The sequence below is a fragment of the Paenibacillus sp. FSL R5-0341 genome (assembly GCF_037975235.1).
Lineage (GTDB): Bacteria > Bacillota > Bacilli > Paenibacillales > Paenibacillaceae > Paenibacillus > Paenibacillus amylolyticus_A.
In genome coordinates this window covers 4,436,635-4,451,798 of the sequence record NZ_CP150241.1, presented here as the reverse complement: position 1 = coordinate 4,451,798, position 15,164 = coordinate 4,436,635, and the positions used below count along the sequence as shown (strand labels likewise).

Below are 15,164 nucleotides of genomic sequence, written 5' to 3'. Positions count from 1 at the left end.
CGATCCAATAGGCATCAAAGCGAAAGGCACTTTTATGAGCTGGTTCAACAGCTTATAGAAGTGCCTTTCCTAATGGGGAGAACCGGTCTCCATCCCATATGAAAAAGTGTGACATGCATCGTTGTTCAAGTGACGGCGAGCATATTGTATATTTTCAGGGTCCGCAGATCTTCCTTTGAGATTTTCAGTTCATTATATAACTCCTGATTCTCGGGCAGCGGGGTTCTGGAAAATAACATTTTGAGCGCGATAGGCATGAAAGGTCGGAACGAGACACCCGCCATGAGTCCCCACTTTTTCTCCGATTCTTGAAAAGACGCCAAAATATTAATATATAGATTCTCCAGCGGCGTGGCCTGATTTTTCAATATTAGAGTCGTGAGTGTATCATAATGCTCGGTGTGGCCCCAATACATATTCTCGCACTCCTGGTAGTTCTCAAAATCCTTCACATTCATATACATCACGGTGCGATAACGGTTGGCATCCGATTGAGCCATCATGTCAATGACACAACGAATGAGACTGTTGTTACGCCCATCATAGAAGTAAGAATAGAAACGTGTGGAGTTTTTGAAAAAGCTGGACGGGACCGCATTCATCAGGGGAGAAGCGTGTCTGGGTTCTTGATACAAGAGTTGCTCCACCTGAATGTTGAGTGCGTTCGCAATATGATGTAACGTGACCAGATCAAGTGTAATATCTCCGCTCTCATATTTGGATAACGTGCCCTTGCTCTTGAAGATCTGATCCGCAAGCTGTTGAATGGTCAGTCCCCGCCACTTCCGAAAGTTTCGTATCTTCTTGCCAACTTCCTGATTGATATTGTTCATAACTGCTTCTCCTTATGTCATGTTTCTTGAGAGTACGTGAAAATGATGAAAGTCATTCATAAAAATGATGTTACATGAGAAATATATCACTTTTTCACGGAAATACCTATTTTGGAGAAACAATAAACTTCATTTGTTTCGTCAGAATAGATTGTATTGCATTTGATGCAATTCCTGCGTCATGAAATAATAGATGTAATATGACATGAAACGACAATGAAAAAGTAAAGCAGATAGAGGAGTAGAAGCTATGAAATATGACTTTGATGAGATTATTGATCGCACAGGAACGAATGCCATGAATACGGATGGTTTCCGTCAATATATTTTTAATGCCACAGAAGATATGACTTTTCCATTTAAAGATGAAGAATTTATTCGCATGTGGATTGCAGATATGGAATTTGCCACACCTCCCGAGATTCTGGATGCAGTCAAGCAGCGTCTGGACCGTAGAATTATGGGTTACTCCCAGGTGTTCGATCCCGCATACTATGAAGCTGTTTCGGATTGGATGAAGAGATACTATGACTGGTCCTTCCCGAAGGAGCATTTGGAGACCTCGAACGGGATCATTCCCGCTTTATATGAATTGGTGGAATATATCTGTCAATCCGATGAGAAAGTACTGATCGTGACCCCGTCTTATGGTTTCTTCAAGTCAGCAGCGGAGCATAACAATCTTGAACTGGTATGTTCGGATATGATCAACGAGCAGGGGCATTACTCGATTGATTTTGAGGATTTTGAAGCCAAGGCCAAGGATGAGAAGGTAAGGGTATGTATTTTCTGTAACCCCCATAATCCGTCTGGACGTGTCTGGACAACCGAAGAGTTACAACGTGTGGGTGAGATCTGCCTGCGGAACAATGTATGGGTCATTTCGGATGAAATTCATTGTGATCTGCTGCGTACTGGTAAGAGACATACGCCCCTCGCGAAGCTGTTCCCGGATACGGATCGAATCATTACATGCATGTCTCCGAGCAAAACATTCAACATGGCTGGTCTGATGTTCTCCAATGTCATCATTCCGAACAAGGGACTTCGAGATATCTGGCAGGCACGCCATTATGGTTTCAAAAATCCACTGAGCATCGCTGCCACTCAAGCGGCTTACGAAACGGGTGATGAATGGCTGAAACAATTAAAAGGTTATCTCGACGCCAACTTTGTCTACGTAGAACAGTATGTGAAGCAGCATCTGCCACTGGCTGTCTTTCACATTCCGGATGCCACATATCTGGCCTGGATTGATATCTCGGCATATGCTCCCGAGCATGTAAGTCTACCTTTATTCTTCGCGGAGCAAGCGGGTGTGTTGCTGGAAGATGGTCATATGTTTGTAGCGAATGGTGCGGGTTGTATTCGGTTGAATCTGGCTTGTCCCCGTTCGGTGCTTGAGGAAGGATTACGGAGAATCGGTAGTGTGCTTGTAAAAGAAGTCGAAGAGTTACCCGTTCAAGTATAAATTTATCAAGTCATCACGCAATAGCGTGGTGGCTTTTTCGGATGAGTATACGGAATGTAGCAAGAACACGGTTTATTTCGAGGTGAACTTATACCCTGATGTACAATTCTGGCCTGCCGTCCCCGGTTATGTTAAAATGGTGGATAGTCTATGAGTCGCATGACATGCGGCTCTCAGAATGAAGAGCCCTGTAGTGGGGCTACACGAACTTGCATTCATCAGGGGAAAGGAGTCTATACATATGTTTGGAAACGACTGGGACAAGGTGCTTCAGGAAGAAACGGAAGCCGAATATTTCAACAAGATTCGATACACCCTCGCTGCCGAGTATAAAACGCAAACGGTCTTTCCGCCCAAAGAAGATCTGTTCTCCGCACTCAAGCTGACTCCGTATCATCAGGTTAAGGCCGTTATTATTGGTCAAGACCCTTATCACGGAGCGGGTCAGGCTCACGGATTGAGCTTTTCGGTTAGACCGGGGGTGCGCGTACCTCCTTCTCTGAAAAATATATACAAGGAGCTTCAGGCCGATCTGGACCTGCCGATTCCGAATCATGGATCTTTGGTCCATTGGGCACAGCAGGGAGTCCTGCTATTAAATGCTGTCCTGACGGTCCGTGAAGGTCAGCCGAACTCGCATCAGGCACTGGGCTGGCAGACGTTTACGGATGCAGTAATTCGTGCGCTGAATGAACGTTCAGAGCCGATGGTATATATGCTGTGGGGCAGTCATGCCCAGAAGAAAGGTGCATTTATTAACAGGGACAAGCACCTGGTACTGGAGTCTACACATCCCAGTCCGCTGGCTGCACATCGTGGATTCCTCGGCAGTCGTCCCTTTTCCAAAGCCAATGACTTCTTGACCTCCAAAGGTATTGAACCGATCGATTGGAAGATACCTGAAAACTAGACAGATGGAGGTGAGAACATTGCGACATTGGATAGGACGAAAAGTAGCGGTATATCGTGCAACAGGCATACGGGAGCCATTGAAGGGAACGCTGGTCGAGTGGGATGAAGAAGCGGAATGTGTACGGATCGGACCGAAACGAATTAAGGTGTCGTTTGACAATATCGCAATGATCAGACCTCTTCCCGAAGAGAGTCTTCCCTTAAAGAAAGCACGTTCTGAAGTACACAAGGTTGGATATGTGATGAAAAAGGCGATTCAGTTTGAAAATGCCATCTATTTCAAGTCACAGGTTATGATCTGGCGCCGGGCCAAAATTGTAGCGTTATCCACAACGATTCTGCGTCATGATGAAGATCAGGTCGAACTTGCAGATGGTCGGGTTCTGCGTAAAGACAAGCATATGTTTGTCGTGCGTTCACGCCGTGGGATACGTTAGTACCACGAAGATTTAATATTCATTTCATGCAAAGATCATACGGATTTAATGTTCGGTCTGTATATTAGGTAATAACAACCCCTTCTAAATTGATGTGTACTGAAATGGGAGCCCGGCCGGCTGCAAACGGTCGGGTATTTTTTTGTCCATTCGTCCGTTAACCTGTTGTACATACCCATAACATTCATGTTGTATACTATTAAAATAGAAAATTGAACTAAACATTTACACGAGAACGTAGAGGGCAGAAATAACCTGAAGAAGCGGAGCGTTCGCCTTTATCCCAAGATATTCACCTTTGTAAAATTGAATCAAAAAATCTGGGGATAACAGCGATCGGAAGGTTGTTCTGTCATCGAAGTGGCAACTGTAAATATTCTTTAGTTCAATCTAAAAAGATCATGAGAAGGAGTGAGACCCAATGAAACGTATAGCTGTTTTTGCAGGCTCGAACCCGGGAAATCACCCCGAATATACAGAGAAGGCTGTTCAACTGGGCAAACAGATTGCCGATCGCGGATACGCACTGGTTTATGGTGGTTCTTGCATGGGCTTAATGGGCGCCGTTGCCGATGCTGCTCTGAAGCAAGGTGGAGAAGTGATCGGTGTTATGCCCACCGGATTGTTCCGGGGTGAGGTTGTTCATGGAGGGCTTACACAGCTGATTGAAGTGGGAACGATGCATGAACGGAAGGCTACAATGGCGGAATTATCCGATGGATTCATTGCACTTCCCGGAGGCATGGGTACATTTGAAGAACTATTCGAGGTGTTGTGCTGGGCACAGATCGGCATTCATCGCAAGCCTGTCGGCTTATTGAATGTCAACGGATATTATGGCCCGCTAATGAAGATGGTAGAGCATAGTGTACAGGAAGGGTTCTCCAACACCTCGCATCTCAGTCTGTGGAGTCTGGAATCTGATCCGGCTGAACTGCTAGGCCAGATGTCATCCTATGTTCCGGCAGAGTTGACCCAGAAGTGGTCACAGCTGAACGGACAATGATTTTACAAGAATAGAGGCCTGTAACCAATCGCTCTTGAGGAGAATTTTCGATCTGCCCAAGCAAGTTTCGCTATCGGACATAGTCTATAGTGTACTTCGATGAAGAGGGGAGTGTCATTGATGAGCGAACTCAAAGGTACAGGTTACGGATACTGCGGAGGCTTCGGTGGTGGAGCATGGACATCAACAGGTGCAATTCTGGTATTGTTCATTCTGTTGGTTATCATCTCTCGCACATTTATTCTGTAATTCGGTCCACATTCCGAGATGAGGGATCGTGCTGCAGAGGCAGCCGCCCGAATACAAAATGACCTTTCCAAAGAGACGCCGGTACATGCCGGCGTTTCAGGGGAACGGTTTTTTGACGTTTTCAGAACACACGAGTAGCGATTGAAAAAGCAAAAACCTGCCCCTGAATAAGGTCAGAAGCAGGAGAGAGCCTCCTGAGCCAATAGAGCTGCGTATCAAGCAGCTTACACCACAACAGCAGTTTGATCCGGATTACTTAACGATTTCCAGGCGATATATAGCCCGATGGCGGCAGCAATTAAGGAAAGTATAGCTGCAACAATAGCCAGCTGATCCAGTGTGTTGGGTGAACTGGAGTTAAAGGAACGCTGATTAGCCGTCTTGCCGGATTTGTTTTTGATATGGACAGATGATCTGGAAAGCCTGGAAGCCGACTGTAACTGGGATGTGCGAGGGCGCGTAGGTGTCGATTTTTTCTTTGAGGGATTCAATAGTCAACCTCCTTATAACGGAGTGCAGTGCTTCCATCGTTCGTTCATACTATATTATGTCGATTTTCAGATTGAGTTCGCAAAAATGAGTGAATCCCCAGCCCGTTGGATGTTCAACCATACCGCATGTATTGACTAATTAAACAACCAATTAAACGTTCTGTTAATACAGGTCTAACAAACGGTGTTTATAGTGAAGATCATAGAGTTAATGTTGAACGCAGGAGGCGCTGGAATGAGGAACGTTGAAATTATTGCCCATCGCGGTGCATCTGCCGTATGCCCGGAGAATACAATGAGTGCTTTTGAACGTTGTCTGGAGCTTGGAGCGACAGGCATTGAAACTGATGTGCAGATGACGAGTGATGGCCGATTGGTCCTGATTCATGATGAAACGTTAAGCCGGACTGCGGCTGCAGAGCTGTGGGTTAAGGATATAACTTACGATCAATTGCGCACATATGATGCTGGGTCCTGGTTTCATGCCGATTTTGCCGGGGAACGTATTCCTTCTCTGGAGGACTTATTCAGGCTCGTACAGGGGAAAGGAACCTTGCTTAATCTGGAGTTGAAAAATGGTATTGTGAGTTACAAGGGAATGGAAGAGAAGATTGTACAGGCAATCCGAGCCTGGAAGCTGGAGCAACAGGTCGTTCTGTCCAGTTTCAATCATGCTTCCCTGGTAAGATGCAAGCGTCTTGCCCCGGAGATTCGTACAGCGCTTCTATATATGGAAAAGTTGTATCGTCCCTATGACTATGCCGTCAAACTTGAAGCTTCAGGCCTTCATCCCTACAAGCTGGCAGTTACGAACGAAGACGTTGCGGCAGCCCTGGCACAGGGCGTTGTTACCTACCCATTTACAGTGAATGATCCTGCCGAGATGCAGGCCATGATTGACACGGGTGTGCAAGGAATTATTACCGATGTTCCTGATGTCCTGGCATCATTAATTAATGTACCTGCCCGTTAATTGAGTTTGTATTTTACAGGTGTTCTACATATACAATGACAAGGCTGTGTTCGAGCTTTTTGGCTCCTGCACAGCCTTTTTGCGTGCAAAATTGTGTGCAAATCTTCATATATGCAATAAACATGTCCCATTTGTCCATTGCCAGAGACCGTGGATTCACTTACAATGGTCTATGGGAATGAGAATCAATATCATTAAAGTTCGGTATTTATAGAGAGGTGATTGTTATGTACATAGGTTCGAACAGTTCCACTCATAACGAGGGTGGGCGCGTATGAGTTCAAAAGCTTCACCAGCAAATCATAATCCGGAATCACCCACAGCGAAGATACACACTCGTCCGTGGGCAGCCACACTTATTCTTACAGGGGGAATTTTACTACTCGCTCTGGGTATGGCATTATCCATTTCTTTTGGCGCAGCTGATATTAAGCTTGGTGTCGTCTGGAAGGCCATCTTCGATTTCAATCCTGAGCTAACTCCGCACCAGATCATATGGGAGATTCGGTTGCCGCGTATTCTTGGCGGAGCGATGGTCGGTGCATGCTTTGCTGTAGCTGGTGCGATCATGCAAGGCATGACCCGTAACCCGCTGGCTGATTCCGGTCTGCTTGGGCTGAATGCGGGCGCTGGATTTGCGCTTGCGATCTGTTTTGCCTTTTTCCCGGGCCTGCCGTTTATGTACATCATTATGTATTCATTTATTGGAGCAGGGCTTGGTGTTCTGTTGGTGTATGGTTTTGGTGCAGCTTCCAAATCGGGTCTTACACCTCTACGACTTGTGCTTGCGGGTGCAGCTGTATCGGCGATGTTGTCAGCACTCAGTGAAGGAATTGCATTGTATTTCAGAATTGGACAAGATCTGGCTTTCTGGACAGCCGGAGGTGTAGCCGGAACGAAGTGGTCTCAGCTGGAGGTCATGTTCCCATGGGTACTCGCTGCGCTGATTGCAGGTCTTCTCATCTCCCGTTCCATTACGCTGCTTAGTCTTGGAGAAGATATTGCCGTTGGCTTAGGCCAACGTACGGGGCTGATCAAGCTCGTGGGTCTGATTGTTGTACTGATCCTTGCGGGTACGGCTGTGTCCGTTGTGGGTGCGGTTGGTTTTGTTGGACTCATTATTCCCCATCTTACGCGAAAAATAGTTGGGGTGGATTATCGCTGGATTATTCCATGCTCCGCTGTAATGGGCAGTCTGTTGCTTGTATTTGCGGATCTGGCTGCACGTATGATCAACCCGCCGTACGAGACGCCAATTGGCGCATTGGTTGCCCTCATCGGGGTACCGTTCTTCCTGTATCTGGCGCGTAAAGAAAGGAGGACTCTGTAACGATGGAATCCTCAACACTAGTTGGAGCAGAGCGCAAAAAGAGAGCCAAGAGCACGATTGTCCTCATTGTGCTTGGCCTATTAATTATTACGGCTTTTGTGGTGAGCATGAACACAGGCTTTACCAAGCTTTCGCCGCTTGAGGTGATGCGTACCCTGTTTGGCGGAGGCACGGCGAAGCAGGAGTTGATCCTGTTTGAATTCCGTCTGCCACGTATCGTTATTTCGGTGCTGGTCGGGGCCGGACTTGCGTTATCCGGTTGTATTTTGCAGGGGGTATCTCGGAATGCGCTGGCAGATCCGGGTATCCTCGGGATTAATGCAGGTGCTGGATTGGTTGTTATGTTATTCGTTTCCTTTTTCCCGACCACGACAGCGGCACCGGTATTTCTTTTACCAATTTTGGCCCTGATCGGTTCCGGCTTTGCTGCATTTCTGATCTATGTTCTCTCTTACAAAAAAGGAGAGGGCATCCTGCCTACGCGTATGTTGCTTACGGGGATCGGGGTAGCGGCGGGAATCAGTTCTGCCATGATCGTGCTGACGTTGCGGCTTAGTCCGGAAAAGTATCAATTTGTAGCTACCTGGATGGCAGGCAGCATCTGGGGTTCGAACTGGAAATTTGTTACGGCATTACTGCCGTTTCTTATCATTCTTGTACCGCTTGTTCTGTATAAGGCACGTGTACTGAACGTACTGAATCTGGGTGACCAGACTGCGAGTGGACTCGGGGCTCCGGTTGAGCGTGAGCGGCTGATTTTGCTTGCGGCTGCGGTTGGGCTTGCCGGCTCATGTGTATCTGTGAGTGGGGGGATCGGTTTTGTCGGTCTGATCGGACCGCATCTGGCACGTCGTCTGGTGGGTCCAAAACATCAGTTTCTGTTACCCGCATCTGCATTGATCGGTTCATTGCTCGTGCTGGTTGCAGATACGCTGGGCCGTGTCATCCTACAGCCTTCGGAGATACCTGCGGGTATCCTGGTTGCCATTATTGGTGCGCCATACTTCCTGTACCTCTTAAGCAAGACGAAATAGAACGTAATCATCATTGTGTGGTTGCATAAGGAGGACATTAGTCCATGCTTCGCCGTTTCTTTGCCTATTACAGGCCTTACAAAAAGCTCTTTATTCTTGACTTCAGCTGTGCGATTCTGGTCGCTCTGCTGGAGCTGGCTTTTCCACTAGCGGTCAACCGGGTAGTCGATGATCTGCTGCCAGGCGGCCGCTGGGACTGGATTCTGTGGGCGTGTCTGGCATTGCTGGGCATCTACTTATTGAATTCATTCCTGAACTTCGTGGTTACCTATTGGGGACACAAGCTCGGCATTAACATTGAGACGGATATGCGTAAAAGTCTGTTCAATCATGTGCAGAAGTTATCATTCCGTTTCTTCGACAATACAAAAACAGGGCACCTCGTGTCCCGTATGACTAACGATCTGATGGATATCGGCGAGATTGCCCATCATGGTCCAGAGGATGTATTTATCGCGGTGATGACACTGATTGGTGCATTCAGCATCATGATGAGCATTAACGGAAATCTGGCGGTGTTAACCTTTATCATCGTGCCGTTGATTATTTATCTCTCGCTCTATTTTGGTAGCAAAATGTCCAAGGCATTCAGCCGAATGTTCGGAGATATTGCGGACTTCAATGCTCGCGTAGAGAACAATATTACAGGTATTCGTGTTGTTCAGGCTTTTGCTAATGAAGAGCATGAAAAAGCACAATTTGCTGTGAATAACGGTCGTTTCCGTCAGACCAAACTGATCGCATACAAAATTATGGCCTGGAACTCCTCTGTCAGTTATATGCTGATGAAGCTGGTATCCCTCTTTGTCCTGGTATGCGGAACGTGGTTTGTTATTAATGGCAGTATGACCTACGGTCAGTTCATTGCATTTATTATGCTGTCCAATGTGTTCCTGACACCGATTCAGAAGATCAATTCGGTTATTGAGACGTATCCCAAAGGGATTGCAGGCTTCAAACGTTATACGGAGCTACTCGATATGGAACCGGATGTGGAAGATCGTCCAGGTGCCGTTACGGTATCACACCTGCGTGGAGATATTCGTTATGAGAAAGTCACCTTTGGTTATTCGGATCAGGAACCTGTCCTTAAAGGTATCGATCTCAACGTACAAGCCGGTGAAACTGTAGCTCTTGTCGGTCCATCGGGGGCTGGTAAAACCACATTGTGCAGTCTGTTGCCACGGTTCTATGATGTGCTGGAAGGTCGCATCACGATCGATGGACAGGAGATACAGGATATGACGCTCGATTCCTTGCGTAGTCATATCGGAATTGTACAACAGGACGTCTTCCTCTTCGATGGAACTATTCGGGAGAATATTGCCTACGGCAAGTTGGATGCGTCCGAAGAAGAAATCTGGATGGCCGCCAGACGTGCCCAGATGGAACCTTTGATCCAATCGATGCCGGAAGGATTGGATACGTTAATTGGTGAACGCGGCGTGAAGCTGTCCGGTGGACAGAAACAGCGTTTGTCTATTGCACGTATGTTCCTGAAAAACCCACCAATTCTGATCCTGGATGAAGCCACATCCGCGCTGGATACAGAAACGGAAGCAGCCATTCAGCAATCCCTTGCTGAGCTGTCCGAGGGCCGGACCACACTGGTTATTGCTCACCGATTGGCTACGATCAAAAATGCAGATCGCATTATTGTCGTTGCTGAACAAGGCATAACGGAGCAGGGGCGTCATGAAGAATTACTTGTAGCAGGCGGGGTGTACAGCCGCCTTCACTATGCGCAGTTTGGCGCGTAACCTATTCGATGTGGATGTAACAATGTAAATATGAGAAGTAACGCTATCGTTCTTGACTTGGAAGGAGTCAGGACGGTGGCGTTATTTTCTTTTTCATAATTATTGTGTGGGTCTGGGGTGCTAAGCTGTTGTCTGCCTGTGATCATGGGCATAGAATCGGGTAATGATAGTTAAGTCTTCAACTTCAATGAGTGAATATGTTCATCATTATATATGACGTAGGAGGCGAACGAGATGCAATTGAGCGATATGCAGAAGATTCTTATGACCTGTCTATTATTTATTCTGATTTTGTGGTTTCTGATTCAAGGAATTCGCAAGCATAACGATAAAGGCAGGGGTTCCAGTTTCCAACGCTGGGGTGGATGGCTTATTGGACTTTTCATTGTTGGCGCTGTGCCACTCGGTTTTGCGTTGTACACGGAGATCTTTGATAAGCGCCTGGATGCCAACATCGGCTTGGGGCTTGCCATGTTTTTTGTGTGGGCCTATTGTGTGATCTTGTTGTGTACAGCGTTGGTGGTATGGGGCAGGTATCTGTATAAGAGAAACATCCAGAAGTGAAGTATTCTGATTACTTGAGACGATCCATGTGAGAGATGAGGATGAGTTGAAGGCTGTGTTTGCAACAATAACTTGGTATTGGACGTTAGCATTAGAAAGGGAATATAGTTAAGGAGGACGGACATATGCCCAATCTTCGTACAGCCTTCATATATATCACTTTCAATCTTGCAATCTTGCAAAATGGTTCTCCAATGCGCCTGATTCGCAGATCGGCTCCTATGTTGAAATCTGGACGGATGGAGGCCCGGAAAATCAGCTCTATCCCGGGCAGGCCAGAGCAGAAATGATGGCGGTATCTTGTCCAATACTCCAGATGGTGCTCATTTAAGTGATGCGTTGCAATTCGGGGCGGATTGTACACACCAGATGGAGAAAAGGTACGTATTCCTGTCATTGAAGATGTACAATTTTCAGGATGCAGGAACGTGGACGATTCGTATGAGAGATGCGATGTCAACGACGAAGAATCAAGATGAGATTGAGATCAGAGTAAAGGATGTAGAGCCTGTCGAGTAACAGAGGGAGTATATGATTTTGCACATAGAGATGAGGAAGGAATTTTAAATGGATATTAGAGAGTGCCTTCCCCGCGATAAGTTTGATTATAAAGCGGTGCGTAAGTTAAGTAAGTTCAGTGATGTCGAATTAAAAGTTATCATCCCGGAGCTGATGGAGTGGTTACAAGACGGGAACTGGCCTATTTCTAAGCCGGTAGAGGATCTACTATTGAGACTGGGCGAAGACTTAATTCCTCATATTAAGGATGTATTGCATACCCAAGATCCACAGTGGGAATATTTCATTTTGGTCGGATTAATTGATCGAATGCCTATATCTCATCTTAGTATGCTACAGACGGATCTGGTAAGGATACTGGAATTTCCTACACCGAGTGAGGTACTTGAGGAGTTGGATGAGGTCATTTTGGAGCTTTTGGACAAGATGAAGGTACATCAACGAGAGATCAGTGGAGATGGAAGTTTGGATACATAGAAACTGGTAATTAGCGTTCTAAGAAAGACTGTAATATGGCAGCGCTGTTACAAGAAAAATAGAGATTAATGAAAGAGACTAGATACCTAAGAGGTGTAAAACGTGATTAAACCGATCTTGAAAGATCTTATTATTACTGGAAATCCGAATATTCATGGCAAGTTACAATTCACGGAGACTGAAGATATCGGAGACGATTTTTACTTGTCCGGTACAGCCTGTATTGGAACGGAAGATTCTGAAGGTGAGGATAATTTTGATTTTACAATCATAACTCCGAAAGCACTAGAAGCAGAACTAAAAGACGGGACTAATGTAGTCTTGGGAAGAAATAGCCAAAGACCTGGATCCTTATTTTAGATGGGAATATACGGATTCTATACGTTTGAATAGTGAAGAAGAGCTCTGGGAGATGATTAAGAAACATTCGGATAACGATATTTAATTGAATATAAGATTAATGGTAAGTTTTCAGATGATTGTCTCGGTATATTTGCAAAGTGAAATATTTAAACATTGTTACAATTTCAATAAGCCCAAACCTTTGAAGGTTGGGCTTATTTTGTTACTTAGCTGAATCAATCCGCAATATTCCCTGCCATCTTCAGACGGCGAGCAATTTCCTTGAAGTCTTCTTGCGATATACCTGGTGCAAACTCCTCCTCGACCGCAGGCGATTCCGGAATCGGGTATCCTTCAGGTATCCCTTGAATGACTTCCAGGGGTTGTCCATCTTCAGGATGAGTTCCTTTCCAGATCTGACCGATCGTGTTGAAGTCTTTATCACTATAGGTATACAGCTTGGTGTGTACCCCTTTTTCTTCATATTTACGAGCCTCATTGAAGGCTTTGTTGTTCAGTGAAGGGATAGGAACCAGCTTGGTTACATTTACGCCAGTTGCAATCTCGAGTGCTTTTGCATATGCCACGACATGCACGCCACCACGCACCAACAGGTAACCGACAACTTCCCGGGCTGCGGGGTGATCGGTCATTTCGTATACTTTCATTTTATGGGTACGCGCTCCGCATTCAAGGAAAAAGTTGTGGAGCAGATCCTCGACCAGGTTACCACTATTGAAGACGTGTGCTCCTGTCCACGGATTACCCATGGAGTCGAAAGGCATCGCTCCCTGCGCACCTGCCAGAAAATGATACGACAGACGAGCATCCTTCACGGAGCCAAGTGGTGTATCGTCGGGTTCTTTGTACTCGGTTGAGCCTCTGAGGCATTTGTTAATACCATGAGACACGAGCTCAACATGACCCAATTCTTCGGCCGTAATACTCATGACCAGGTCGTAGAAGGGCTTCAGCTTTTCTTTGGAACGAAAATTAAACGATTGATAGAGGTAGTTGTTCAACGTTGACATTTCTCCGAATTTGCCACCGAGCAATTCTTGTATGGCTGCCGCAGCATTCGGATCTGGCTTCTCGACATTGGGAATCTCAATCAGGATTTCATCCAAGCGTTTGAACATTCGGGTGTAACCTCCTCAAAGTGGTATTGCAGATCGTGTAGGTTTCAGATCGTGAAGTCACTCTATCATGGCCTATTACACGTCAATTGGTTTTTTTAAACAAAAAATCAACCAAATGGGACTTAAGCATCGCATAACGCATGCCACATATCTTCCTTTTTGTTATTTCCAATACGGTGAATTTTATGTATAATCAAACATTCGAACGAATCTTCACGTTACAAGAGAAAAGAGTCATGAATCCATAAAGGAGTAAGAGATGAATAAGCGTTGGATACAAATAGTTGGGATTGTGATGTTTCTAATGATTCTGATGTACATAAGCAGCGAGCCTGCCACAGCATATGACGTTACGAACGAGGTTCAGGTGGATGAAACAACGAGGCAGTTACTTGAGAAGAAGTACGGGTTGGAACGTCCTGAGGAGCCGAAGACACAACAACACTTTTTCTCGGGTGACTGGGGAATGAGCTTCCGGACGGAGCCTACTGATTCGTTTGACCGGCTTGTTCATGTGGTTCCTTTTTCCCTACGGCCACTGGCCTGGATCTTTCGTTTATTCGTGTAAAATAAAACCCGGACGGGCAATATAACAGAAACATATTGTCCCAAGGAGTGAGTGAAATGAGAATGCTCTTCGTTACCGTCATGACGGTAGTCCTGAGTTTAGCCGGAATTACATCAGGAACAGGTGCCGCAATCCCTGATTATGCGAAATGGGGAATTATTGCGGTCAAAGAAACACAAACCAAATACAATGTGGATATTTTGGACTACAAGCATATCGGTCGTACCTCTCTAACAGCGGATCAATCACGGGAACAGTTCAAGTTATGGGTTCGTGCAAAAGACGGCAAGCAATTCGCAGTCTATGTGAATGTTGATTTTAACCCGTCAACACAGCAATTGAAAAAAGTACAATTTTCGGAATCGGATCGACACTGATCTGCTATTGAACTTGCTGATTACAAGCCATGTTTGAATATCAGCTACATCATTGGAGGAACCAGACCACCTTAATCTTTAGGTGAAAGTCTGGTTTTTTTATTTTACAAAACCCTTTTTTTACTATTGAATAAAGAACTTAAGTTCGCATATAATAAGAAATACAAACAAACGTTCTTATCGGAGGGATGATTATGCTAGGGAAATATATTGGCCAGATGGTGGAGCTTGTCTACATGGATCGTGCAGGGCAGATTACGCAGCGACAGATTCGAATTAACAGTGTACGTGGCGGGATGATTAGGGCATCTGCAGGAAAAGAAGGCTCACCCCGAACATTTCTGGAGCAAGGTATTCTGGCATGGCGTCCTGTTACGGATCTGAACGGGGAGGTAAAGTATGCTGAACGACTTTGAACGCAAGATTTTGCGAATTATGGTGAACTATGCAGGGCAACGGCGTCGGCTGCCGCGTATGGATGAACTGGAGAATAAGACGGGACGAAGCAAAGCATTCATTCATGAGTCATTGCTGGAGCTTGAACGCACTGGGCATATCGCGTGGGATAACCGGTCTACTCTGGAAGGGATACAGATTTTGCAGGCATGGGAACAGGTACAACAGCCGATTCGCAAAAGCCAGCCTTCCGGGGACTCCGTAAAATATTTTACGGACTACTAGT

At 45.9% G+C, this 15,164-nt stretch carries 20 protein-coding genes; 17 read left to right on the top strand and 3 right to left on the bottom strand.

The annotated features are described in order from the left end of the window. Positions 1 to 125 precede the first annotated feature (125 nt). Positions 126 to 833: a helix-turn-helix transcriptional regulator gene (locus MKX75_RS19970; protein ID WP_017687366.1), complete on the bottom strand. Its 708-nt coding sequence runs from the start codon at positions 831 to 833 to the stop codon at positions 126 to 128. Positions 834 to 1,083: 250 nt separating this feature from the next. Between MKX75_RS19970 and MKX75_RS19965 the strand changes: the two genes are divergently transcribed. From MKX75_RS19965 to MKX75_RS19945, 5 genes are all read left to right on the top strand, one after another. Further along, positions 1,084 to 2,304 carry a MalY/PatB family protein gene (locus MKX75_RS19965; RefSeq protein ID WP_339166523.1) on the top strand — a complete coding sequence of 407 codons (1,221 nt, stop codon included), beginning with the start codon at positions 1,084 to 1,086 and terminating at the stop codon, positions 2,302 to 2,304. A 241-nt stretch (positions 2,305 to 2,545) separates the two neighbouring features. After that, complete coding sequence (gene ung, locus MKX75_RS19960; protein ID WP_047843722.1) at positions 2,546 to 3,214, top strand: uracil-DNA glycosylase; 669 nt, start codon at positions 2,546 to 2,548, stop codon at positions 3,212 to 3,214. 19 nt (positions 3,215 to 3,233) lie between these two features. Next, a complete protein-coding gene (locus MKX75_RS19955) occupies positions 3,234 to 3,653 on the top strand; it encodes a hypothetical protein (RefSeq protein ID WP_017687369.1) in 420 nt (139 codons plus the stop codon). Positions 3,654 to 4,074: 421 nt separating this feature from the next. Then, positions 4,075 to 4,659 carry a TIGR00730 family Rossman fold protein gene (locus MKX75_RS19950; protein WP_062835413.1) on the top strand — a complete coding sequence of 195 codons (585 nt, stop codon included), beginning with the start codon at positions 4,075 to 4,077 and terminating at the stop codon, positions 4,657 to 4,659. Positions 4,660 to 4,779: 120 nt separating this feature from the next. Next, positions 4,780 to 4,908, top strand: coding sequence for a hypothetical protein (locus MKX75_RS19945; RefSeq protein ID WP_255319930.1), 129 nt, complete (start codon positions 4,780 to 4,782; stop codon positions 4,906 to 4,908). Between the two features lie 224 nt (positions 4,909 to 5,132). Here the strand turns inward: MKX75_RS19945 and MKX75_RS19940 are convergent, their stop codons facing one another. After that, on the bottom strand, positions 5,133 to 5,399 hold the full coding sequence (locus MKX75_RS19940) for a hypothetical protein (protein WP_062835412.1): 267 nt from the start codon (positions 5,397 to 5,399) through the stop codon (positions 5,133 to 5,135). Positions 5,400 to 5,634: 235 nt separating this feature from the next. On the opposite strand from MKX75_RS19940, the gene MKX75_RS19935 reads away from it, so the two are divergent. From MKX75_RS19935 to MKX75_RS19900, 8 genes are all read left to right on the top strand, one after another. Further along, a complete protein-coding gene (locus MKX75_RS19935) occupies positions 5,635 to 6,372 on the top strand; it encodes a glycerophosphodiester phosphodiesterase (RefSeq protein WP_339166520.1) in 738 nt (245 codons plus the stop codon). A 274-nt stretch (positions 6,373 to 6,646) separates the two neighbouring features. Next, positions 6,647 to 7,702 carry an iron ABC transporter permease gene (locus tag MKX75_RS19930; RefSeq protein WP_062835410.1) on the top strand — a complete coding sequence of 352 codons (1,056 nt, stop codon included), beginning with the start codon at positions 6,647 to 6,649 and terminating at the stop codon, positions 7,700 to 7,702. Positions 7,703 to 7,704: 2 nt separating this feature from the next. Then, the gene (locus MKX75_RS19925; RefSeq protein WP_145151174.1) at positions 7,705 to 8,736 is read left to right on the top strand and encodes an iron ABC transporter permease; all 1,032 of its coding nucleotides are present in this window, start codon (positions 7,705 to 7,707) and stop codon (positions 8,734 to 8,736) included. A gap of 44 nt (positions 8,737 to 8,780) precedes the next feature. Next, entirely contained in the window at positions 8,781 to 10,496 is a 1,716-nt protein-coding gene (locus MKX75_RS19920) for an ABC transporter ATP-binding protein (protein WP_339166519.1), read from the top strand. A gap of 234 nt (positions 10,497 to 10,730) precedes the next feature. Next, positions 10,731 to 11,060, top strand: coding sequence for a hypothetical protein (locus MKX75_RS19915; RefSeq protein ID WP_339166518.1), 330 nt, complete (start codon positions 10,731 to 10,733; stop codon positions 11,058 to 11,060). Positions 11,061 to 11,360: 300 nt separating this feature from the next. Next, positions 11,361 to 11,579, top strand: a complete 219-nt coding sequence (locus MKX75_RS19910) for a hypothetical protein (protein WP_339166517.1) — start codon at positions 11,361 to 11,363, stop codon at positions 11,577 to 11,579. A 48-nt stretch (positions 11,580 to 11,627) separates the two neighbouring features. Next, complete coding sequence (locus MKX75_RS19905; RefSeq protein WP_339166516.1) at positions 11,628 to 12,056, top strand: DUF5071 domain-containing protein; 429 nt, start codon at positions 11,628 to 11,630, stop codon at positions 12,054 to 12,056. Positions 12,057 to 12,158: 102 nt separating this feature from the next. Continuing rightward, entirely contained in the window at positions 12,159 to 12,416 is a 258-nt protein-coding gene (locus MKX75_RS19900; protein WP_339166515.1) for a hypothetical protein, read from the top strand. Between the two features lie 218 nt (positions 12,417 to 12,634). On the opposite strand, the gene MKX75_RS19895 is transcribed toward MKX75_RS19900, so the two are convergent. Further along, the gene (locus tag MKX75_RS19895) at positions 12,635 to 13,537 is read right to left on the bottom strand and encodes a manganese catalase family protein (RefSeq protein WP_339166513.1); all 903 of its coding nucleotides are present in this window, start codon (positions 13,535 to 13,537) and stop codon (positions 12,635 to 12,637) included. A 259-nt stretch (positions 13,538 to 13,796) separates the two neighbouring features. On the opposite strand from MKX75_RS19895, the gene MKX75_RS19890 reads away from it, so the two are divergent. The 4 genes from MKX75_RS19890 to MKX75_RS19875 all read left to right on the top strand — a co-directional run bounded on the left by MKX75_RS19890 (position 13,797) and on the right by MKX75_RS19875 (position 15,163). Then, positions 13,797 to 14,105: a hypothetical protein gene (locus MKX75_RS19890; RefSeq protein WP_339166512.1), complete on the top strand. Its 309-nt coding sequence runs from the start codon at positions 13,797 to 13,799 to the stop codon at positions 14,103 to 14,105. Between the two features lie 56 nt (positions 14,106 to 14,161). Further along, positions 14,162 to 14,482: a DUF3889 domain-containing protein gene (locus MKX75_RS19885; protein WP_339166511.1), complete on the top strand. Its 321-nt coding sequence runs from the start codon at positions 14,162 to 14,164 to the stop codon at positions 14,480 to 14,482. 194 nt (positions 14,483 to 14,676) lie between these two features. Beyond that, positions 14,677 to 14,898: a hypothetical protein gene (locus tag MKX75_RS19880; protein WP_017687387.1), complete on the top strand. Its 222-nt coding sequence runs from the start codon at positions 14,677 to 14,679 to the stop codon at positions 14,896 to 14,898. After that, positions 14,882 to 15,163, top strand: coding sequence for a hypothetical protein (locus tag MKX75_RS19875; RefSeq protein ID WP_186333752.1), 282 nt, complete (start codon positions 14,882 to 14,884; stop codon positions 15,161 to 15,163). Before MKX75_RS19880 ends, MKX75_RS19875 begins: the two co-directional genes overlap by 17 nt. The last annotated feature ends 1 nt before the right edge of the window (position 15,164 follow it).